The following is a 21,599-nucleotide window of genomic DNA, read 5'->3' as shown; positions in this document are numbered from 1 at the left end:
CGCATTAAGGACTACCAACGGCAGAAATGGTAAGCGCCTGAAGTTATTGCGTTTCTGTTACAGGGTTATGACCGAATCGGTCGATTCCGATGAAAAAGTGGCACTTTGCTTTGATGTGCGGGCGGCCTGTACGCGATTGCGTCCGCCGCCCTTGGCACGGTACAGCGCCTCGTCTGCCAGGCTGGCCATCATCAGGCTGTCGGAGCTTTCGCAGAACTCCACCACCCCGGCACTGAAGGTGCACCACAGGTCCTTGGGTTGGGCTGGGTAATGAATCTCGGCAAAACGCTGGCGGATTTCATCGAGCACGTTGTAGGCCGCTTCGATATCGGTGTCCGGCATGACGATGGCGAATTCTTCGCCACCGTAGCGGCCGATGAAGTCGGTTTTGCGCAGGCGTTGCTTGAGAAACAGCGCCAGGCTCTTGATCACCCGGTCGCCCATGGGGTGGCCGTGGCTGTCGTTGACCCGTTTGAAATGGTCGATGTCGAGCATGGCAAAGCTCAGTGGCTTGTTCTCGCGACGGGCGCGGAACGAGCAGTCTTCGAGCAATTGCAGGATGTGCGTGTGGTTGTACAGGCCGGTGAGACTGTCGCGGACCATCCGTGCCTTGAGGTTGCGGGCCCTTGCTGCGCGGTTGCGCACGGTGGTGATCAGGTGCCGGGGCTTGATCGGTTTGGTCAGGAAGTCATCGCCGCCCTCGCTCATGGCGTCGAGTTGCTTGTCCAGGTCGTCTTCGGCCGACAGGTAAATGATCGGCACGCTGACATAACGGTCGTTGTGACGGATCACCTTGGCCAGTTCCGTACCGGTGCAGGCCGGCATGTACATGTCGAGGATGATCAGGTCCGGCTGGAAGTCCGCCAGTTCGGCCATGGCCTGGATCGGCTCGATCAACGTCCGGGTGACGATCCCGGCACTGTTGAGCAGGCGCTCGGTGTGCAGGGCCTGGGCGCGGGAGTCGTCAATGATCAACACTTTATAAGGTTCGTACTGGGCGACGCAGGTCAGGACTTCGATTTTCTCCAGCAGGCTCGACGCTTCGAGGGTGCCGGTGAGGAACTCCTGGCCTCCGGCGCGCACGGCGGCGAGGCGGGTCGGTGTGTCGGTTTCGTGCAGGCTGAAGAACAGCAGCGGCAAGCGATGGTCCAGGCCTTCCTGGGCTTCGGCGGCCAGCTTCAGGCCGACGCCGGGGCCGCTGAAGTCCACGTCCATGACAATCGCCGCGGGCAAGCGCTCGACCATCGACGAACGAAACGCGTCTACGCTGTCCAGGGACTGGGCGCTGAGCCCGAAGAATTCCAGTTGTTTGGCCAGGCGCTCGGCGCGGTCGTGATCCTGCAGCATCACATAGATGGGCTTGCGCAGTGGCGGCAGGAAGGTTTGATCGAGTTGGTCGCCATGGCGCAGGCCGGTGCGTGACAGGCGCTGCATCAAGCGGTTGAGGTCGGTGATCAGACCGCTGCTCAGGCGTCCGCGGTTGGCGTCGACCGCCTCCAGGGATTGACCGATATGACGCGCCAGTTGCGTGTGTTCCGGTTGTTCGAAGCGCTCGGCGAAACGCAGCAGGCGCAGATTGGCCTCGCTCAGTTCCGACAGGTCGGCGGTGGACCACTCGCTGCGTTGCAGGCGCTGCCATATCTCAAGAATCTGACGAGCCTGATGAATTACCCGCTGGGCAAAGTGGTGCTTGAGGCGCTCGCGGCTGGGGTCTTCTGGCTCGGTCATATCCTGACTACTAGTTAGGGTGCACACTGAGGTCGACTGGTGGCTCTATGCTAGCATCACTTTTCCGTTACATGAGTGCTGTACGTCAATAATCTGCAATGCAACCTCATTCAGTTTGTGACCGATCAGTCTGGTTTTGGCCTTTAAAGTCGCGGTGTGCGGGTGTGAAGCGCTTTATTCAGGGCACTTGGTGGGCGTGGGGCGGCAATTGAAGTGTGACCTGCATTTGGAGATTCATGATTTTCCAGCCTCTGCGCAGTGGCCCTTTTTTTCGGTTTCGGGGGGTAGGGGATTCCCTTAGGCGGTAGTTCAGGGCATTAGCCGGATTTTGAAGGTCGTAGCGTCGTCGGGAGGCCAGGAACATTTTTCATCCACAAGCCTGGTAATTTTCCGCATCGGTGCAATGGCGGGTGCCGGGCCAAGGCACGTTGTTGTATGGTTGTGGTCGAACCGTTGAACTCAAGAGATTGAAAGGATATCGCCATGCTGGACTGGAAGAACCGCACAGGCAGTGCGCCTGAACGTACTGCTGAACCGAAGTCGGAGACCCGCAGTTACCTGGGCGGTCTGTTGTTCAGCCGGGCGCTGGCCACTCTGCTGGGCATCTACCTGTTGGTGGCGAGTGTCCTGGGCTGGTACTGGAGCCAGGAGCCGGCGCTCTTCCCGGTCCAGCAGACCGCACAACTGGCGGCCGAGAAAGAAGGCAAGCAGATGGTCGTCGGCTACACCACGGTGGAAACCCTCAAGACCGTCGCCGGCACCTTGCTGACCAAGCCAGGCGGCTATATATCCAACGACCGTTTCCCGCCAGGCCTGTGGATGGACAACATGCCGAGCTGGGAATATGGCGTGCTGGTGCAGGTCCGCGACCTGAGCCGGGCGTTGCGCAAAGATTTCGCCCGTTCGCAGTCGCAGTCCGCCGAAGACGCCGACCTGGCCAAGGCCGAGCCGCGTTTCAACTTCGACAACAAGAGCTGGGTGCTGCCGTCCAGTGAGTCCGAGTACCAGGAAGGCATCAACTCCCTGAGCCGCTATCAGGCGCGCCTGTCCGATCCGAACCAGAAGAGCGCGCTGTTCTATGCCCGTGCCGACAACCTGAACAACTGGCTGGGTGATGTCGGTACCCGCCTGGGTTCGCTGTCGCAACGGCTGTCGGCCAGTGTGGGTCGGGTCAAGCTCAACACTGCGCTGAAGACCGAGGTCGTGACACCGGGTGTGGCGCCGCAAGTCGATGAAGAAATCGTCGAAACGCCATGGCTGCAGATCGACAACGTGTTCTATGAAGCCCGCGGTCAGGCCTGGGCCTTGTCGCACTTGCTGCGCGCCATCGAAGTCGACTTCGCCGATGTGCTGGCCAAGAAAAACGCCACGGTCAGCGTGCGCCAGATCATTCGTGAACTGGAAGCGTCGCAGGAGCCGGTGTGGAGCCCGATGATCCTCAATGGCAGCGGCTTCGGCGTGCTGGCCAACCACTCGCTGGTCATGGCCAACTACATTTCCCGGGCCAACGCCGCGGTGATCGATTTGCGTCAATTGCTCAATCAGGGCTGAGTCATGGTTGATAACTCTGTCGATGGAATGCGAGAGGCCGCGCACCGTGCGGCTTCCGATGCCGAACAGATCGCCTGGGTCGATGAGCAGGACAACCTGCTCGGCGCCCTGGTCCGTTCCGACTTGCGCGAGCGCGGGCTGATCGGGCGCGGCACCTACATTATGTTGTTCAACTCCGCTGGCGAGCTGTGCGTGCATCGCCGCACCCTGAGCAAGGCGATCTATCCCGGTTACTGGGACGTGGCAGCGGGGGGCATGGTGCTCGCCAGTGAAACCTACGCCGAATCGGCGGCCCGGGAGCTGGAAGAAGAGCTGGGCGTGAGTGGCGTGGAGCTGACCGCCCATGACCATTTCTTCTTCGAGGACACCGGCAATCGCCTGTGGTGCTCGGCGTTCTCGGCGGTGTGGGACGGCCCGTTGACCCTGCAACCGGAAGAGGTGCTGGAAGCGCGCTTTATCCCCATCGATCAGGTCATGCTGGAGATCGCGGAAAAGCCTTACTGCCCGGACTCTCTGGCGGCGTTGAAGCGCTATCTGAAGGCTCAACAAAGCAACGTCGCAAAACAGCTATAAATTGGCGCCGATTGGCTCTTAGCAATCGGCGTTTTTGCCGTTACACTGCGCGACCTTTTTAAACTGTAACGGTATCGCTGTAACTGTAGGAGCGAGCTTGCTCGCGATGGACGTCAACGATAACGCGGGCATCCAGAATGAACGCGTCGTCCTTGAGTTCATCGCGAGCAAGCTCGCTCCTACAGAGAAGACGCGTTTTGTCCGATGGACGTTAGCGTGTTTCGAAAAAGCTCTGCCGTTTCAGTAGCGCTGCCCCTGCCTGAGTGGGGCTTCGCGGTCGATAGCCTTCCCAAGTGCTGCGACCAGTCTTTGTCCTCCGAAGAGGATTGCCGGTGGCCAAAAAAGCCGCATCCTTCGCCGCCTTGGGCGGCCTGGTATTTTCCACCGACGCAGGTCGTCATTGCCCGGAATGCAGTAAACCGGTGGACGCCTGCATCTGCAAACAGACCGTTATCCCGGCCGGCGACGGCATTGCGCGCGTGCGTCGCGAAAGCAAGGGCCGTGGCGGCAAGACGGTGACCACCATTACCGGTGTACCGTTGGCTGAAGATGCGCTCAAGGAACTGGCCACGACGTTGAAGAAGCGTTGCGGAACCGGTGGGGCGTTGAAAGACGGTGTCATCGAAATCCAGGGCGATCATGTCGAGCTACTCTTGGCAGAACTGATCAAGCTCGGTTTCAAGGCGAAGAAATCCGGCGGCTAGCAGCCTCTGTGAAAACCACCCTCGGCTTGATCCGGTCCTGATGGCATTCAGGCCTGGCGCCGTCCACATGGTTTTCACAGAGCCTGTTCATGACCGGTTTCTAAACTCACTGCGGTCGGCGGGGTCTATTGCCTCGTTGACGAACCGTCATTTTCATTCTTTAGACTGCGCCGGCCTGAATCCAGGCGACGCACTATGACTTCTTTATAGGGGACTTCGATGTCCGTACGACGCACACGCAAAGACGATGGCAGCCAATGGACAGTTGCGGACAGCCGCAGTGTTTACGGGATTCGCCATTGGGGGGCCGGGTATTTCGCGATCAATGACGCCGGTCGCGTCGAAGTTCGTCCGAACGGTCCGAGCAGCTCGCCTATCGACCTGTTCGAGCAAGTCGACCAGCTGCGCAAAAGCGGCCTGTCCTTGCCGTTGCTGGTCCGTTTTCCGGACATCCTGCAAGACCGCGTGCGTCAGCTGACGGGCGCATTCGACGCCAACATCGAGCGTCTGGAATACCAGAGCAAGTACACCGCGCTGTACCCGATCAAGGTGAACCAGCAGGAAGCGGTGATCGAAAACATCATCGCCACCCAGAACGTTTCCATCGGTCTGGAAGCCGGGTCCAAGCCTGAGCTGCTGGCGGTGCTGGCACTGGCGCCGAAGGGCGGCACCATCGTCTGCAACGGTTACAAGGACCGTGAGTTCATCCGCCTGGCGCTGATGGGCCAGAAGCTCGGCCACAACGTGTTCATCGTGATCGAGAAAGAATCCGAAGTCGGCCTGGTGATCGAAGAAGCGGCCTCGCTCAAGGTCAAGCCTCAGGTCGGCCTGCGCGTGCGCCTGTCGTCCCTGGCGTCGAGCAAGTGGGCAGACACTGGCGGCGAGAAATCCAAGTTCGGCCTGTCGGCGGCGCAACTGCTTTCGGTGGTCGAGCGTTTCCGCGCGGCCGGCCTGGACCAGGGCATTCGCCTGCTGCACTTCCACATGGGCTCGCAGATCGCCAACCTGGCGGACTACCAGCACGGCTTCAAGGAAGCGATCCGTTACTACGGCGAATTGCGCAACCTCGGCCTGCCGGTGGACCACATCGATGTCGGTGGCGGCCTGGGCGTGGACTACGATGGCACGCACTCGCGTAACGCCAGTTCGATCAACTACGACATGGACGATTACGCCGGTGTCGTGGTCGGGATGCTCAAGGAGTTCTGCGATGCGCAGAGCCTGCCGCACCCGAACATCTTCTCCGAAAGCGGCCGTTCCCTGACCGCGCACCACGCCATGCTGGTGATCCAGGTGACCGACGTCGAGAAACACAACGACGACGTGCCACAGATCGAGAACAAGGAAGCGCTGCCGGAAACCGTACAGTGGCTGGTGGACCTTCTGGGTCCGACCGACATCGAGATGGTCACCGAAACCTACTGGCGCGCCACGCACTACATGAGCGATGTTGCCTCCCAGTACGCCGACGGCAAGCTGACCCTGGCCGAGAAAGCCCTGGCCGAGCAATGCTACTTCGCCGTGTGCCGTCGCCTGCACAACTCGCTGAAGGCGCGCCAGCGTTCCCACCGTCAGGTGCTGGACGAACTCAACGACAAACTGGCCGACAAGTACATCTGCAACTTCTCGGTGTTCCAGAGCCTGCCGGACACTTGGGCCATCGATCAGGTCCTGCCGATCATCCCGCTGCACCGCCTCGACGAAGAGCCGTTGCGTCGTGCGGTGCTGCAAGACCTGACCTGTGACTCCGACGGCAAGATCAACCAGTACGTCGACGAGCAAAGCATCGAAACCAGTTTGCCGGTGCACGCGCTGAAGGAAGGTGAGGACTACTTGCTGGGTGTGTTCCTGGTCGGTGCCTACCAGGAAATTCTTGGCGACATGCACAACCTGTTCGGTGACACCGACTCGGTGAATATCTACCAGAACGCCGACGGCAGCGTGTACCACGCCGGTATCGAAACCCACGACACCATCGAAGACATGCTGCGTTACGTGCACTTGTCGCCGGAGGAGTTGATGACTCACTACCGCGACAAGTGCGCCAGTGCCCGCATCAGCGCAACCGAGCGCACGCAGTTCCTCGATGCCTTGCGTCTGGGTCTGACCCGTTCGTCTTACCTGTCTTCCTGAGGTAAGTTCCACGCTCATCAGGTTGTCTGAAAATTTTCCTTCTGCCTCGGAAATTTCAGATGACCTGGTGCGGCAATTCTCCGATTCCATGGGAAATTACCTGCGTTTCGACTACTTAGCGCATTTGGTCTTCTTTTCGCGTAGGTTATTTCCTAAGTTGTATTTCGGCACTCTACTCGGCCATGTCTCTCAGCGAGAATCCCCGGCCGCCCCTCCCGTAGAGAAACGCCGATGTTCAATCCAGTCAGCGAACCGTTATTTCGTCTGGATGTTGCAGGTTTGCCCGACTCCCTTGAGGTCCTGGCCTTTACCGGTAGAGAAGCCATCAGCGAGCCGTTCGTGTTCGACCTGGAGCTGCTGATCGATGACCCGGTGCTTGACCTTGCCAGTTTGCTGTACCGCCCGGCCTCCTTGCATTTCGGGCCAGCCGGAAACCATGTGCATGGACAATTGCATGAACTCGTCCAGCGTGATCATGCCTCGGGGCCGCGACTCTGTCAGGTGCGCCTGGGGCCAGGACTGGCTTGCCTGGCCCAGCGCTTCAGCCAACGAATCTTCAGTGCCCGTTCGGTGCCGCAAATCCTCGATCAGGTGCTCAAGGAGCACGGCATTACCGGTAAAGATCGACGCCTGGCGCTGAGCGGCGACCACCCGCCCCGGGATTTCTGCACGCAATATCGAGAGTCGGACCTGCAATTTCTCCAGCGACTGTGCGCCCAGGAAGGGCTGCATTACCACTTCGAAAACCGGGTCGGGGGGCACTGCGTGGTGTTCAGCGACGATCAGCAACATTTTCGAACCGGTGAGCCGGCGGTAATGCGCAGCGAGGGTGATCGGCCGGCAGTGCGGCAGCTCAAACGCCAGCGTAGCGCTGCGACAGCGGCGCAATGTGTCGAGTGCCGGACAGACCTGGCGACCTTGCGCAGCGGTCGGGTGATGCCGCTGTCCGGTCATCCGGTTGCCGATTGCAATCGGCTCTGGCTGGTGACCCACGTTGAACATTGGGGCAGCCAGGATACGGCGACGCCCTACTACAACCAGGCCCGTGCCCTGCAATGGCCGGCCCGCTTCGAGCTGCCCTGCGCGACGAGCAAACCCCAGATGCACAGCCTGCAGCGGGCGTGGGTCGTCGAGGTCGATGAGCAAGGCCCCGACCCGGCAAGGCCGGTACCGGTGCAATTCGACTGGCTTTACCAGGGCGAAGGGGCAGCGCCCAGTCACTGTTGGCTGCCATTGGCCGGGCCGTTGCAGGCCGAGACGTACTCGCCATTGCGCGAAGGAACCGAGCTGGTCGTGAGTTTTGTCGAAGGTGATCCCGATCAGCCGCAGATAACCGGGGTGTTGCATGCGCCGGCAACGATCGAGGAGATGAGCGCGGACACTCCCCAGGTCATCTGTACCCCTGATGAGGGCCTGGAGCAATGGTTGCACTCGGCAGAACCGCTGCTGATGCTGTGCCTGCTGCCCGGCGGTGGCAGTTTCAATCATTGCGCACAGGCGTTGTGCACCTGTCGTCTGGCGACGCAGCTTGGCCAGAGCTCTGGAGCATGATCGTCGCACGCACGCCCGAGGCGCCCCCGCAGTGGTTGTTGCTGGATGTGCCGGGCACGCCGCAGGCGGGTGTCACGCTTCGGCAGATGTTTGCACAAGCCCGGTGGTATGGGTTGTTCGAAAGGACGGAGTGGCATGCGCTGCGAGCGCAGGGGCCGGTCCTGGTCGATCTGCGCACCTGCCCGGCACTGGCCGATCTGTGCATCGTCGACGGCCAACGCTGGCCCGGATTGCTGATGGTCAGCGAGGCCGGCGCTGCGCCGTTGCTCGCGCATTTACGGCGCATGCTTACGGTTACGCTTGGCTTGCACCGGGCCCTTTTGAACTATTACAACCCGATCACGGCCAGCTATTTTTTCGATGCTTGCGATGCCGCTGAACTGAGTCGCTGGCTAGGGCCCATCCAGCAGTTGCGTTGGTTCGGCGGCAGTTGGGCCGATCGCGCAACGGGATGCGAGGGGTGGCAGCGTTTATCCAACCCCGGGCTGGCGGTCAGCCCGTTGGCCGTCGAGGAGAGCCTCAGTGCCGGGCAACAGGAAAAACTGCAAACCTGCCTGCTCGAACAACATGCCTGGCGCTGGAACCGATCCACCGGGGCCGATTTCTCCCGCCTGTGGGCCCGTGTGCAGGAGGGACTGGCGCTGGGTTTCAGCGAGCGCCCGGTACTGGATGGCTGGATATGGCTACGTTTGCAGTATCCCGACGCCGTGCCCGTGCAGCCATTGCCGGGCAGGACTCAGCAGGAGCGCCTCGATAGCCTGCGCCACCGGTGGCAGAACGACCAACCCTGGCCATGAACTCGAGCCACTCAGTGAGTGCTGCCGGCAAACCAGCCATCGTGACGGCGCAGGCGCCAGGCGATCACGCCGAGGGTCAGGCTGCGCAGCAGCATGAACAGCAAAAAGGTTATCCACAGGCCATGGTTGCCCCAGCCTTGCAGTGCCCAGCCGAAAGGCAGCACCAGCACCACAGTCAGCAGCATGCCGTTACGCATTTCCCTGGCGCGGGTGGCGCCGATGAAAAGGCCGTCGAGCAGGTAGCTCCAGACGGCAATCAGCGGCAGTACGGCGAGGTAGGGCAGGTAGATGAACGCGGTGTCGCGCACACTCTGAATGTCGGTCTGCATTTCGATGAACAAATGCCCGGCGAGCAGAAACAGCGCGGCAAAGCCCAGGCTCGCGAGCAACGACCAGCCGCCCGCCACCACCAATGATCGGCGCAGGGCATCGCGGTCGCGGGCGCCGAGGGCGTGCCCGCACAGCGCTTCCACGGCGTGGGCCAAGCCATCAAGGGCATGGGCGGTCAGCAGCAAACCGTTGAGCAGCAGGGCATTGGCCGCGACCGTGGCGTCGCCCAGCCGCGCGCCCTGCACCGTGATCAGAAAAAACACCGATTGCAGCGCCAGGCTGCGGATGAAGATGTCGCGGTTGACCGCCAGCAATGGCCGCCAACTCTGCCACAGCGCCAATGCCGCCCAGACGATATGCCCGGGATAGGCACGCAGGGCCTTGCGGGTCATCAGCAAGCCGATCAGCGCCCCCGTCCATTCGGCAATCACCGAGGCCCGGGCGGCACCGACCACGCCCCATTCGAGGCCAAGGACGAACCACAGGTTCAGGGCGATATTGACCAGGTTGGTACTCAGCAAAATCGCCAGCGGCGCCCGGGCATTCTGGGTGCCGAGAAACCAGCCGACCAGTGCATAACTGGCCAGCGCGGCGGGCAGTCCGAACAGGCGGGTGTGGAAAAACTCGCGGGTCAGCTGATCGAGCTCCGCCGACGGTTGCATGAAGTGCAGCGCCGCTGTGCTCAACGGCACGCCCACAGCACCCAGGACCAGGGCCAGGCCGAAGGCGAGCAACAGGCCTTGCAACAGAATCTGCCGCAAGGCCGCACCATCCCCGCGTCCGGCCGCCTGGGCGGCGAACCCGGTGGAGCCCATGCGCAGAAAACCCATGGCCCAGGCAAGGAAGGTATACAGACTGGCCCCGACCGCGACGGCGCCGAGTTGATGGGCGTGGGGCAGGTGACCGATGACGGTGCTGTCGACCAGTGCCACCAGCGGTACGGAAATGTTCGAAAGAATCATCGGCGCGGCGAGTGCCCAGACCCGGCGATGGGTAGGGCGGTCGCGCCAGTCGGCGGTCAGGTCGGACATGCAGGCTCCTTGGGGGAGCGGGCATTGTAGCGGCAGATTCAGAGCATGCCGTGTATTCAATTGTGGGAGCGGCGGTGCGGCGATCCGACTTGCTCGCGAAAGCGGTCGTCCAGTCAATATTGATTCGACTGACACTCCCTCTTCGCGAGCAAGCCCGCTCCCACAGTCTCCGGTGGGGTCAGTGGATGATCCAGCTGAGCAGCCAAAGTCCCAGCATCAACCAGATGATCCCCATGATGAAGGATGCATTGAGAAAGGCGCGGATCGCCGTCCACAGCAGGATCAGACCGAGGATCAAGGTCACGATGCTGACGACCGAAGTCTCCATGCCCAGCGCCTGGGACAAGCCTTCGACAAAATTGCTGCTGGCGTTGCTCAACAGATTGAACAGCCCACTGAGGCCATCAACGATGAAGCGGATGATCGAGCCGAGTACCTGGCCGAGCCATTCGGAAAAACCTTCTACCTGCATGGAGTGAACGTCCTGATTAAAGAGAATTGAGCCTTGGGCTGTCGATCATGCTGCCGAGTTCCCACCAGCATAGAGGGTTGCGCCGTAACTGTGGGAGCGGGCTTGCTCGCGAAGGCGGCGTGTCAGTCGAATCATTATTAACTGGACAACCGCTTTCGCGAGCAAGCCCGCTCCCACAAAAAACAAACGGAACACTGAGCCGTTGTCACTTGCCATCCTCGGTCATCCCCCCGAAGCTATACGCCTTCAGGAGAGCCCGATGAACCTTGTTGAACTGACCGAACGCCTGCACGCCATCCGTGACCGCAATGACTGGCGGCAATTTCACAGTCCGAAAAACCTGGCCATGGCCGCGAGCGTGGAAATGTCCGAGCTGGTGGAGATTTTCCAGTGGTTGACCGAAGACCAGTCACGCCAGTTGCCGGCGGACAAACTCGCCCATGCCGGGCAGGAAGTCGGTGACATCGTGCTTTATCTGTTGCTGCTGTGCAGCGAGCTGGGCCTGGACATGGAGGCCGTGGTGCGCAGCAAACTGGCGGACAGCGAGCGGAGGTTCAGCTGATGAGCGACCGTCATTTCGATCAACTGGCGACCCGTTTCGCCGAAAAAATCTACGGCGGTGCCAAAGGTGCGATCCGTCTGGCGGTGTTGCAGGCCGATCTGGCCGAAGCCTTGCCCGATCGCCCGCTGCGTGTGCTGGACATCGGCGCGGGCCTTGGCCACATGTCGTTGTGGCTGGCCCAGCGTGGCCATCAGGTGACCCTCGCCGAACCTGCCGAACCGATGCTCGAAGGCGCCCGCCAACGCTTCGCCGATGCCGGACAGAGCGCCACCTTCATTCAGGCACCCTGGCAGGAACTGCTCGGGCAGCTCACCGAACCCTACGACCTGGTGCTGTGCCACGCCGTGCTGGAATGGCTGGCCGAACCCCACGCCATCCTGCCGGTGTTGCATCAATTGACCAAGGCCGATGGTTGGCTGTCCCTGGCGTTCTACAACCGCGATGCGCTGATCTACCGCAACTTGCTCAAGGGCCATTTCCGCAAGATGCGCAAGAACGACATGGCCGGTGAAAAACAGAGCCTGACCCCGCAGCAGCCCCTTGATCCGCGTGAACTGGCGGCGCAACTTGAAGGTCTATGGCGGGTCGAAACCCAGAGTGGCGTGCGGGTTTTTCACGATTACATGCCGGTGGAATTCCAGGCTCGCGCCGAGTTGGTGGACCTGCTGGAAATGGAACTGGCCCACCGCCGTCATCCAGCCTATGCCGGGCTTGGACGTTACTTGCACTGGATCTGTCGGCCTGTCTGATCGGAGCACGCAATGAAAAGTCATTCAGGTGTACTGCTGTTCTGCCTGGGGCTGGCCGCCTGTCAGGGCAGCAACCCTTATGTCGCCACGTCCAACCCTTTGCCTCCGGCACCGCCCCAGGCCGCCAAGACTTTCGACCGTAGCGCTTATCCGGCAGCACCCCGTGACTATGGGCGCTACCGCAGTTGGGCCTGGCTCGACGGGCACCTGCCACCGGGCACGGCCTGGGCGGACTCGGCGCAGGTTGCCGAAGCAGTCAGCAATGCGCTGGACCAACGCGGCTTGCGCCCGTTGCACGACAATCGTCCGGCCGACCTGTTTGTCAGCGCCGACCTGCGCCTGGAAACCCGCTTGCGCCAGGTTCAGGACGATTACGGTTACTACGGCGGTTACGGTGGCTACGGACCGGGGTACGGCATGTACGGCAGCGTGCCGATCGTACGCACCTATTCGGAACAGGTCGTGGTGGTTCAGGTGGACATGTTTGACGCCAAAAGCGGTCAGCCGATATGGAGCTCCAGCGCTGAAACCGGCAACCGGGGCAGCGAAAGCGAGCGCGTCGATGCCATACGGGAGGCTGTGGAAAAGGCGATGTCGGCGTATCCTCCCAGTTAGCTTCTGTAGATAAGAAGCATTTCGCAGGAGAACCATCATGTTCCGCCGTTTCATACTACTGGCCATGGTCGCGCTGCTCAGTGCCTGCGCCGCCAACCAGGTCAATCATGACTTCGACGCCAGCCGCGACTTTGCTGCCTATCGCAGCTGGACGTGGAAAGAACCCGCCCTGCAATACCGTCCCGATGATCCACGGATCAAGAGCGACCTGACCGAACAGCGCATCCGTCAGGCGGTAGCCGATCAACTGGACCAGCGCGGTCTGCGCCCGGCCGCCGCGGGTGCCAAGGGTGACTTGAATGTGCAGACCTACCTGATTGTCGAAGAGCGGCAACAGCAGGTGACCACCAACTACGGCGGCGGGTGGGGGTACCCGTGGTATGGCTACTACGGCGCGCCCATGTATAACGAAACCCGTAATGTCAGCTACAAGGTAGCGACCATCCAGATCGACCTGCTCGATGGCAAGGACGGCAAACTGGTGTGGCGTGGCAGTGACGAACAGATACTCAGCCGCACACCGAACCCGTCGGATCGTCGTGATGCCATCCTGGAAACAGTCACGCGGATATTGGCCAACTATCCACCGCACGCCACTTAGAATCAGCCAGTCTCTCAACCCCTGTGTTCCCACAGGGGTTTTTATGCTCGACACTTGCGAGCCTGGGGATCGACCTGAACCAGGTCGAGGTGGGTGCCAACCTCGGTTGTCACACGGGACGCCCAGCCCAGGTGATCTAGTCCGTCAGCACAATCGGCAGTTCGATGCAGAAACGCGCGCCCTCGGCGGAGTTCCTGACGCTCAGCTTGCCGCCCATGTTCTCGACAATGCCATAGCTCACCGACAGCCCCAGACCGGTGCCGACACCCACCGGTTTGGTGGTAAAGAACGGCTCGAAAATCCGCTCCAGCAAACGCGGGTCGATACCGCCGCCGTTGTCCTCGACCCACAGGCGTACCGCGTGTGTATCCCGTTCGGCGTACACCGAAATCCACGGTTTGAAATCGGGGTTGGCCTCGCGCTTGCCGAGCAATGCATCCCGGGCGTTGACCATCAGGTTGATCAGCACTTGCTCAAGCTGATCGACGTAGCCGCGCACCAGCACATCAAAACCGGTCTCGCTGATGCGCAGGTCGACACCTTTGCCGCGCATCCCTTCGGACAACAGCGCCAGTGTGCCTTCGATGGCCTGGGCCGGGTTGAACGGTTGCTGCTCGATTTCCGAGCGGCGGCCGAACACCCGCATGTGGTCCACCACCCGCGCGGCGCGTTGCACCTGGCTGTCGATGCGGGTGAGCTTGTCGATCAGGTAGTCGACCTGTACGTCGCCGTTGCTGAGGCGCTTGAGGACATTGACGATGGCCATGCGTATCACGTTCAACGGCTGGTTGAGCTCATGGGCCAGGCCGGTGGCCATTTCACCGAGGGTGGCCATTTTCGCGCTTTGTGTGAGCTGCTGCTGCGAGCGTCGTACCTCGGTGTTGTCGCGTCCTACGGCCTGGACCTCGAGCAAGCGTCCCTGTTCGTCGAATACCCCGCGATCGGACCAGACCCACCAGGCGTGTTCGCGCCCGGGCAGTTGCAGGTTGATCTCGGCGGTGCTGACCGGAAACTCCGGGCTCAACTGGTTCAGCCGCCGGGTGAATGCCTCGCGCTGTTCCCCGGACATCCAGTTGCCCAGATTCACCCCCGGCAATTGCTCGGGCGCCAATTCCAGATAGGTGGCCAGCGGGCGGTTGCCGAAGGTCAGGGTCAGGTCCGGCTGGTAGCGGCAGATCATCGCCGGCGAGTCTTCCACCAGAATTCGGTAGCGTTCCTCACTCTGCCTGACCTGCTCGGCCGCCAGGGTCGCTTCGGTGACGTCCAGCCACAAGCCCACGGCTTCCACCGGCAAGCCGAGGTCGTCGCGCAACAATTTCGCTTCATCCAGCAGCCAGTGATAGTCACCCTGACTGTCGCGCAGCCGATAGCGGGCGCGCACCGAGCCTTCACGCAGCAGCCGTCGCGTGCGCTCGAAATACTGCAGGCGGTCGTCGGGGTGTACCCGCTCCACCAGCGCCCCGGGTGCGCAGTCGGCCAGGGTCCAGCCGAGCAACGGGAGCAGGCTGTCGCTAAAGAACACCGGTTGCAGAGCGCCTTCGTCATAGCGCTGTACATAAATCACCGCCGGTGAACTGGCGATCAGATTGTCCAGGCGTGCATGGGCAGCGGCGGCGCTCTGCTGCTGATTCTTGATGTCGCTGATGTCGTGCATGAAACCCACCAGCCGACGGTTTTTGCCCACGCCCAGCGCTTGGCCTTGCAGGCGATACCAGACGGGTTCGAGTGCATCGTCGGGGCGATACAGGCGCACGCACAACAGCAGTGGCATGCCCGACACCTGCAAGTCCTGCAGACGGATGCGCAGCTCTTCGCGGTCGGCGGGATACACCTGGTCGAGCCAGTCCTGTACCGATAAACGCGATGTTCCAAGGTTCAGGTTCGTCGCCAGCGAAGGTGCCAACTGCACCTCTTCGCTGTCGCTGAAAACTTCCCACCAGCCTGTGCCCAGCAACGCTTGCAGCGACTCCAGGCGTTCCAGTTGCAGGTGATGTCGGTGCTCGCGCAAGCGTTCAAGCAAGGGGCTGGCGAGCGCGGCGGTGATTTGCAGCCAATCGCGTTCGGTGACATCGGGGGCGCGTTGTTGCGGCGTGTAGAAACCGCACAGCAACCAGGCGACCACCCCTTGCGCATCGTGGTAGGGCACGGCGAAGCCATCGTTATTGCCGAACGTGCCTTGCAGGCGCGGGTGTTCGCGCGGGATCAGGTACTGGGGTGCCGAGCCGCTCAAACTGTCCAGCCCCGTGCCCAGGCGCTGGTCGTTTTGCCATAGCTGCGGTGCATCGAAAGCCGTGTAGTGCTGGTGAATCTGCCAACCCTGCTCCTGCTCATCGAGCAAGGCCAGGGCAATGCAGGGGATCTGAAAACGCTGGGCCAGGCTTTGCAGTTGTTCGCCCAGCATCTCGGGCAGACGTGTCAGGCTGCACAGGCGCAACTGTTCGGCGATTTGCAGCACCAGCACCTGGCATTGCTTGCGGTTGCGCGATTGCCGGCGCTCGAGCAACAAGTCGCCGATGTCGAGCATCTGCAACAGCCAGGCATCGGCCAAGGGTTGCACCCAGCCGCGCAAATGCAGGGGCGGACCATTGAGACTGTAGAAGTCCAGGTCCAGGGTTTGTCCCTGCCAGTGCGCCGGCGCGCCTTCGATGACGAGGCCGCTGTGGGGCAACAGGAAGTCGAGCAGGTGTGGTTCCTGTGTGCCGGGGGGATGCTGGGCCAGCAAGTGCCGCAGCGGACCGCTCAATTGAACGACACGCCCATCGGCATTGAGCTGCATCTGCAATCCGAAGCTGTGCACCCGCAGTGTTTCCGGCGGCTCCGGTGGGGGCGGCGGGTGGCGGTGGAGCAGGCGCCCGAACAATTTATCCCCGGCACTCAAAATTGCAGGCTCGCACTGGCCGTGAGGGTCGCCGGCAGATTGGGTACCCGACCGATGCCGGGCAGGTTCAGGAACGGAATGACGGCGCTGATTTTATTGGCGGGGTAATGAATGGCGACGGTCAGCAATCCCAGGGCGAACTCTATCGCGGCGGCACCTTTTTGTTTGTGGGGGAGTCTGGCTTTCATGAGTGCGTCTACCCTGATATCACTGAGTAATGTCAGCATAGAATCATTCCGCCAAAACGGAGGTTTTTACCGAGTGCAGCGCTTTAAACTCATGGCCGCCCCGGGTCTTGCGACGGACGGTATGCACGTGCCCGGCACGTTTACGGGTGCTGGATTGGCCAGTGTTTTCTGGCTGCTGCTAGCGTCAAGAGTCTGGCTCCTGTGAGTCAGGGGCTTAGAACCTGCTTTTTTATATGGCGCCTGAAATGTCAAAGAAACAGTCATTTGCACCGTTCGTGCGGGTGGGGCTGATGCTGACATTCACCTGGCTCCACTAGTCGGCCCTTATATGTTCACAGCCGGAAACTACGTCTACTTTTCAGGCAGGCGGGCAAGGGACAGACCAATTATCAGATTACGTGTGAGTTGGGGATTATCAAGAACACGGTGAAGTTGTATGTGTCGCAGGTGTTGAGGTTGACGCATATGCATAAGCGGACGCAGTTGGCGTTGGCCTTGTCGCCCAGTAATTCCGGGATGCGGCAGTGGTTTGCGGCGCACTGATTTTGTGTACATATCCGTTTCTGCGGTAACGGCCGCTTATGGTTTCGCCCTGACGGCGACTCACGAGGCCTCCCGAGGGGGCGGTTGGATCAAGATCAAGAGCTGCAGGCGAGCTAACGCTCTGCCTGATGAGTGGTAAGAGGCGTGGGTTTACCCCGGCCCATTGTGGGAGCGGGCTTGCCCGCGAAGGCGGTCTTACAGTCAACCAATCCTGTGTAGTTTTCCTCAAGTCCCGAGGACACCTCTGACACGCTTTTCAGGTTGTCCGTCGGAAGCGCGATCTCTAGCCTTTGTCGGTCGCTGAAAATTCAGCGTCCGGGCGTCGCGGCTCGATTCCTAAGGCATAATCGCTCCACCTGACGACAACACTTTCTTGTGTCTGTCGTTCTGTGTCATGGCGACTGTGCGCGGGATACCTTCGGGTATGCCGAGCTGCCTCTGGGATCGGTCCGCGAACCCGCGTACAGCTGCCACCCCAATTTGCTTCGCGGCAATTTGGACGTGGCTCCATTTCATCCCAGAGGTGCAACGATGATAAAACCAACCCCCCAATCCACCCAAACAACCCGCCGTGCACAAACCCAGCACGATGTTCGTCATCGCCCCGAACATCGACACCGAAACCCTGCTGGCCCACGCTTGTGAATCACTGGCGTCGGCGAGTGTGATGGCGAGTGATTTCGCGGGTTTTCTGCAGGGCTCGCAGCGCAATACGCTGCTGGGGATTGCGCAGGTGATCATGCTGGGTGAGATGGCGGTGAACCGGGCGTTGGATAATCTCGATCCGCAAGACTGACCACGGAGCTTTGTGGCGAGGGAGTCCTCCCGCTCGGGTGCGTAGCGCCCGCCCGACAAGCTTCCTCGCCACAGGCATCGGCCTTGTCAGGCCACCGGCCGCCAATGCCCGACCATATGCTCCAGCTCTCCGACACCCACCAACTGAAAGTCCCCGCTCGCCCCCGGCTCGCTGGCCAGCAGCGTCACCTCACCGGGCAACCGCACCGGCTTCTTGAACTGCACGGCGATCTCGACGTTCGCCACAGGCAGGTGCCCGGCCAGTGCCGCCAACGTGCGCGCCTTGTTCCACAGGCCATGGGCGATGGCGGTCGGGAAGCCGAAGAGTCGGGCGCTGGCCGCGCTCAGGTGGATCGGGTTGTAGTCGCCGGACACCTTGGCGTATTGCCGGCCGATGTCCGAGGGCGCTTTCCAGTGTTCGACTTCGTTCATGTCCAGACTCGTTACCAGGTTCTCCTCAAGTGGTTCGCCCTCGAGTTTGACGCCGCGGCAGAGCATCCGGCTTTGTGCCTCCCACAACGGCCCCAGTTGATCGTCGAGGGTGGTCAGCAAATCGAACGTCGCGCCTTTGGCGTGGGGTTGCAGGTTCTGCACCTGCACGCTGACACGCGCCCGATTCACCCCGCCCATGGGGCGTAGCAGACGAATCCGATTGCTCAGGTGAATCAGGCCCAGCAGCGGGAACGGGAAGTCCCTGGCCGTGAGCAATTGCATCTGCAAGGCAAAGCCGAGGATATGCGGATAGGTCGGCGGCAGCAGGCCGTTGTCGGCAAAGCCACAGACCTTGCGATAGGCCGCCAGGCGTCTGGGATCGACGTCGACCCAGCAGCGCAAACCCGAATCGGGCAGGGTGGTGCCGGTGATTTTTCGCCGTGTCGCCGCTCGTGCGTACAACCCCGGGAGGCTGGGTTCGCGGTTGAGAGTGTGCCAGTCGGTGATCATCCTCAAGCCCCCAGAACGCTTTGCCCGCATACGCGCAACGCTTGCCCGGTGTATGCGCCGGTGCCCGGTTGCGCGAGCCAGGCCACGGCTTCGGCGACGTCCTGTGGCAGGCCGCCCTGGCCGAGGGTGCTCATGCGCCGTCCGGCTTCACGCAGGCCAAAGGGGATGTGCGCGGTCATTTGCGTTTCGATGAATCCCGGTGCCACGGCGTTGATGCTGATGCCGCGTTCGGTGAGCAGCGGCGCCCAGGCTTGCGCCAGGCCTATGAGCCCGGCCTTGCTCGCGGCGTAGTTGGTTTGCCCGCGATTGCCGGCGATGCCGCTGATGGAGGCCAGCAGAATCACCCGGGCGTTGTCGTGCAGGGCGCCGCTGTCGAGCAGGGCTTTGGTCAGCACTTGCGGTGCGTTGAGGTTGACGGCCAGTACGGCGTCCCAGAAGTCCGGGGTCATGTTGGCCAGGGTTTTATCGCGGGTGATGCCGGCGTTGTGCACCACGATGTCGAGGCCGTCGGGCAATTGTTCGATCAACTGCGCGGCGGCGTCTTCGGCGCAGATGTCGAGGCTGATGCTGCGCCCGCCGAGGCGTGCGGCGAGGGCTTCGAGATCGGTTTTGGCCGCGGGCACGTCGAGCAGGATGACGTCGGCACCGTCACGGGCCAGGGTCTCGGCGATGGCGGCACCAATGCCGCGTGCTGCGCCGGTAACCAGTGCCTTGCGCCCGGCGAGCGGGCGCGTCCAGTCGCTGACGGGCGTCGAGCACGGATTCAGGCGAATGACCTGCCCGGACACGAAGGCGCTTTTGGGCGAGAGAAAAAACCGCAGCGGGCCTTCCAGTTGCGCCTCGGCCCCTTCGCCGACGTAGATCAATTGCAGGGTGCCACCGCTGCGTAATTCCTTGGCCAGGGAACGGCTGAATCCCTCCAGGGCACGCTGGGCACTGGCGGCGAACGGGTCACGCAGGGTTTGCGGATCGCGTCCGAGAATCACCAGGTGCGCACAGTGATCGAGGTTCTTCATCAACGGCTGGAAGAACTCACGCAGTTGCTTGAGCTGATCGGTGTGCAGCAGGTCACTGGCGTCGAACACCACGGCCTTGAGTTTCGGTCCGTGGCCGGGAATCCAGGCCGTGGCCATCGAAGGCTCGGTGCCGTAGCTGTAGATCGCGTCGGTCAGGCGGTTGGCGAAGGCACTGACGTGTTCCGTCAACGGCCCGCCGCCGATCAGCAGCGCACCTTCCACGGGCCGCAGCCGGCCTGCCTGCCAGCGCTCCAGTCGAGTCGGTGCCGGCAACCCCAGGGCGCCGACCAGGCGATGGCCGATGGACGAATTGGCGAAGTCGATATAGCGGTCAGACATGGAACGCGCTCCGAAAGCTGAGGTTCAAAGTGTGGACCATGAATGGCGATCAGTCGTTCGATCCACGAGATAAGGCCTACGCTTGGTTACAGCAGATTAGTTTGTCGCAGGATTTATGGTGCACGCAGTCCCTGTGGGAGCGGGCTTGCTCGCGAAAGCGGAGTGTCATGCAACATTGATGTCGACTGACACGACGCCTTCGCGAGCAAGCCCGCTCCCACAAGGGGCAGTGTTCAGTTCAGATAATTCATCAGGAGTTCCTCATGACCCAGCTGCGCCGCGTCGCGATCATCGGCGGTAACCGGATTCCTTTCGCCCGCTCCAACGGCCCCTACGCCACGGCCAGTAACCAGGTGATGCTCACCGCTGCCCTCGAGGGTCTGATCGAGCGCTACAACCTGCATGGCCAGCGCATCGGCGAAGTGGTCGCCGGCGCCGTGCTCAAGTTGGCGCGGGACATGAACCTCACACGCGAGTGCGTGCTCGGCTCGCGGTTGTCGCCCGCCACCCCGGCCTATGACATCCAGCAGGCGTGCGGCACTGGGCTGGAAGCGGCGTTGCTGGTGGCGAACAAGATTGCCCTGGGCCAGATCGACTGCGGCATCGCCGGTGGCGTGGACACCACCTCGGATGCTCCGATCAGCGTCAGCGAAGGGTTGCGCAAAATCCTCCTGCAAGCCAATCGCGCGAAAACCACCGGCGACAAACTGAAGACCTTCCTGCAATTGCGCCCCAAACATCTGATCCCCGAGTTCCCGCGCAACGGTGAGCCGCGCACGGGGTTGTCCATGGGGCAACATTGCGAGCTGATGGCCCAGACCTGGAACATCCCGCGCGAAGCCCAGGATCAATTGGCGCTCGAAAGCCATCAGAAACTCGCGGCGTCCTATGCCGAAGGCTGGCACAACGATCTGATGACGCCGTTCCTGGGGCTCACCCGCGACAACAATCTGCGCCCGGATTCGACCTTGGAAAAGCTCGCCGCACTCAAGCCGGCCTATGAGAAAAGCGCCAAGGGCACCCTGACGGCGGGCAACTCCACGCCGCTGACCGACGGGGCGTCACTGGTGCTGCTGGGCAGCGAGGAATGGGCGAAGGCGCGAGGGTTGCCGATTCTCGCGTATTGGCGTGACGGCGAGGCGGCGGCGGTGGATTTCGTCAACGGTGCCGAAGGGTTGTTGATGGCGCCGGTCTACGCCGTGCCGCGTTTGCTCGCGCGCAATGGCCTGAGCTTGCAGGACTTCGACTACTACGAAATCCACGAAGCTTTCGCCGCGCAAGTGCTGTGCACATTGAAGGCGTGGGAGGATCCGCAGTACTGCAAAACCCGTCTGGGGCTCGATGCGCCGTTGGGCTCTATTGACCGCAGTCGGCTCAACGTCAAGGGCAGTTCACTGGCGGCAGGGCATCCGTTTGCCGCCACCGGTGGGCGCATCGTCGCCAACCTGGCGAAGTTGCTGGATACGGCGGGCAAGGGGCGGGGGCTGATTTCGATTTGTGC

Annotated in this window: 17 protein-coding genes and 4 pseudogenes; 14 read left to right on the top strand and 7 right to left on the bottom strand. The window is 61.7% G+C overall.

Annotation, left to right across the window (positions count from 1 at the left end):
• Window positions 1-57 precede the first annotated feature (57 nt).
• Entirely contained in the window at window positions 58-1,728 is a 1,671-nt protein-coding gene (gcbA, locus tag AC3WN7_RS01645; RefSeq protein WP_095964769.1) for a diguanylate cyclase GcbA, read from the bottom strand.
• 483 nt (window positions 1,729-2,211) lie between these two features.
• Here gcbA and AC3WN7_RS01640 point away from each other — a divergent pair, with 483 nt between their 5' ends.
• From AC3WN7_RS01640 to AC3WN7_RS01615, 6 genes are all read left to right on the top strand, one after another.
• Window positions 2,212-3,279 (top strand): DUF2333 family protein, encoded by a 1,068-nt coding sequence (locus tag AC3WN7_RS01640; protein WP_102673125.1) that lies wholly within the window; start codon window positions 2,212-2,214, stop codon window positions 3,277-3,279.
• A 3-nt stretch (window positions 3,280-3,282) separates the two neighbouring features.
• The gene (locus AC3WN7_RS01635; RefSeq protein WP_102673124.1) at window positions 3,283-3,852 is read left to right on the top strand and encodes an NUDIX hydrolase; all 570 of its coding nucleotides are present in this window, start codon (window positions 3,283-3,285) and stop codon (window positions 3,850-3,852) included.
• Window positions 3,853-4,184: 332 nt separating this feature from the next.
• Window positions 4,185-4,556 (top strand): translation initiation factor Sui1, encoded by a 372-nt coding sequence (locus AC3WN7_RS01630; protein ID WP_007991289.1) that lies wholly within the window; start codon window positions 4,185-4,187, stop codon window positions 4,554-4,556.
• A 219-nt stretch (window positions 4,557-4,775) separates the two neighbouring features.
• Window positions 4,776-6,689 (top strand): arginine decarboxylase, encoded by a 1,914-nt coding sequence (gene speA / locus AC3WN7_RS01625; RefSeq protein ID WP_095964774.1) that lies wholly within the window; start codon window positions 4,776-4,778, stop codon window positions 6,687-6,689.
• A 231-nt stretch (window positions 6,690-6,920) separates the two neighbouring features.
• Entirely contained in the window at window positions 6,921-8,240 is a 1,320-nt protein-coding gene (locus tag AC3WN7_RS01620; protein ID WP_102673123.1) for a type VI secretion system Vgr family protein, read from the top strand.
• Window positions 8,237-9,037 (top strand): DUF4123 domain-containing protein, encoded by an 801-nt coding sequence (locus AC3WN7_RS01615; protein WP_102673122.1) that lies wholly within the window; start codon window positions 8,237-8,239, stop codon window positions 9,035-9,037. Before AC3WN7_RS01620 ends, AC3WN7_RS01615 begins: the two co-directional genes overlap by 4 nt.
• Window positions 9,038-9,048: 11 nt before the next feature.
• On the opposite strand, the gene AC3WN7_RS01610 is transcribed toward AC3WN7_RS01615, so the two are convergent.
• Together AC3WN7_RS01610 and AC3WN7_RS01605 are read right to left on the bottom strand one after the other, a co-directional pair.
• Window positions 9,049-10,398 (bottom strand): MATE family efflux transporter, encoded by a 1,350-nt coding sequence (locus AC3WN7_RS01610; RefSeq protein ID WP_102673121.1) that lies wholly within the window; start codon window positions 10,396-10,398, stop codon window positions 9,049-9,051.
• Between the two features lie 178 nt (window positions 10,399-10,576).
• Complete coding sequence (locus AC3WN7_RS01605) at window positions 10,577-10,870, bottom strand: hypothetical protein (protein ID WP_007971346.1); 294 nt, start codon at window positions 10,868-10,870, stop codon at window positions 10,577-10,579.
• A gap of 259 nt (window positions 10,871-11,129) precedes the next feature.
• On the opposite strand from AC3WN7_RS01605, the gene AC3WN7_RS01600 reads away from it, so the two are divergent.
• From AC3WN7_RS01600 to AC3WN7_RS01585, 4 genes are read left to right on the top strand one after another with little or no spacing between them, the layout of a single operon-like run.
• Window positions 11,130-11,432, top strand: coding sequence for a MazG-like family protein (locus tag AC3WN7_RS01600; protein WP_007971343.1), 303 nt, complete (start codon window positions 11,130-11,132; stop codon window positions 11,430-11,432).
• On the top strand, window positions 11,432-12,181 hold the full coding sequence (locus tag AC3WN7_RS01595) for a methyltransferase domain-containing protein (protein WP_095964778.1): 750 nt from the start codon (window positions 11,432-11,434) through the stop codon (window positions 12,179-12,181). The genes AC3WN7_RS01600 and AC3WN7_RS01595 overlap by 1 nt, the downstream gene beginning before the upstream one ends.
• 12 nt (window positions 12,182-12,193) lie before the next feature.
• Complete coding sequence (locus tag AC3WN7_RS01590) at window positions 12,194-12,796, top strand: DUF4136 domain-containing protein (protein ID WP_102673119.1); 603 nt, start codon at window positions 12,194-12,196, stop codon at window positions 12,794-12,796.
• A 37-nt stretch (window positions 12,797-12,833) separates the two neighbouring features.
• Window positions 12,834-13,397, top strand: coding sequence for a DUF4136 domain-containing protein (locus AC3WN7_RS01585; protein ID WP_095964780.1), 564 nt, complete (start codon window positions 12,834-12,836; stop codon window positions 13,395-13,397).
• Window positions 13,398-13,533: 136 nt separating this feature from the next.
• Here AC3WN7_RS01585 and AC3WN7_RS01580 read toward each other — a convergent pair whose 3' ends face one another.
• Both AC3WN7_RS01580 and AC3WN7_RS01575 read right to left on the bottom strand, forming a co-directional pair.
• Window positions 13,534-16,275 carry a PAS domain-containing sensor histidine kinase gene (locus AC3WN7_RS01580; protein ID WP_102673118.1) on the bottom strand — a complete coding sequence of 914 codons (2,742 nt, stop codon included), beginning with the start codon at window positions 16,273-16,275 and terminating at the stop codon, window positions 13,534-13,536.
• Window positions 16,272-16,406 (bottom strand): annotated as a pseudogene (locus AC3WN7_RS01575) (pilus assembly protein); the annotation flags it as partial. The pseudogene AC3WN7_RS01575 and the gene AC3WN7_RS01580, both read right to left, overlap by 4 nt.
• Window positions 16,407-16,548: 142 nt before the next feature.
• Here AC3WN7_RS01575 and AC3WN7_RS01570 point away from each other — a divergent pair.
• From AC3WN7_RS01570 to AC3WN7_RS01560, 3 pseudogenes are all read left to right on the top strand, one after another.
• Window positions 16,549-16,780: pseudogene (locus AC3WN7_RS01570) on the top strand (prepilin peptidase); the annotation flags it as partial.
• 49 nt (window positions 16,781-16,829) lie between these two features.
• Window positions 16,830-17,006 (top strand): annotated as a pseudogene (locus AC3WN7_RS01565) (LuxR C-terminal-related transcriptional regulator); the annotation flags it as partial.
• A gap of 574 nt (window positions 17,007-17,580) precedes the next feature.
• Window positions 17,581-17,802 (top strand): annotated as a pseudogene (locus AC3WN7_RS01560) (DUF6124 family protein); the annotation flags it as partial.
• Between the two features lie 86 nt (window positions 17,803-17,888).
• Here the strand turns inward: AC3WN7_RS01560 and AC3WN7_RS01555 are convergent.
• A complete protein-coding gene (locus AC3WN7_RS01555) occupies window positions 17,889-18,743 on the bottom strand; it encodes a MaoC family dehydratase (RefSeq protein ID WP_095964784.1) in 855 nt (284 codons plus the stop codon).
• Window positions 18,744-18,745: 2 nt separating this feature from the next.
• On the bottom strand, window positions 18,746-20,098 hold the full coding sequence (locus AC3WN7_RS01550) for a 3-oxoacyl-ACP reductase (RefSeq protein WP_102673117.1): 1,353 nt from the start codon (window positions 20,096-20,098) through the stop codon (window positions 18,746-18,748).
• Between the two features lie 263 nt (window positions 20,099-20,361).
• On the opposite strand from AC3WN7_RS01550, the gene AC3WN7_RS01545 reads away from it, so the two are divergent.
• A partial coding sequence (locus tag AC3WN7_RS01545; protein ID WP_102673116.1) for an acetyl-CoA C-acetyltransferase occupies window positions 20,362-21,599 on the top strand: 1,238 nt, incomplete at its 3' end.

This window comes from Pseudomonas sp. FW305-70 (genome assembly GCF_058783925.1).
The sequence above is the reverse complement of the archived record's forward strand: the minus strand, read 5'-3'. Positions and strand labels throughout refer to the sequence as shown.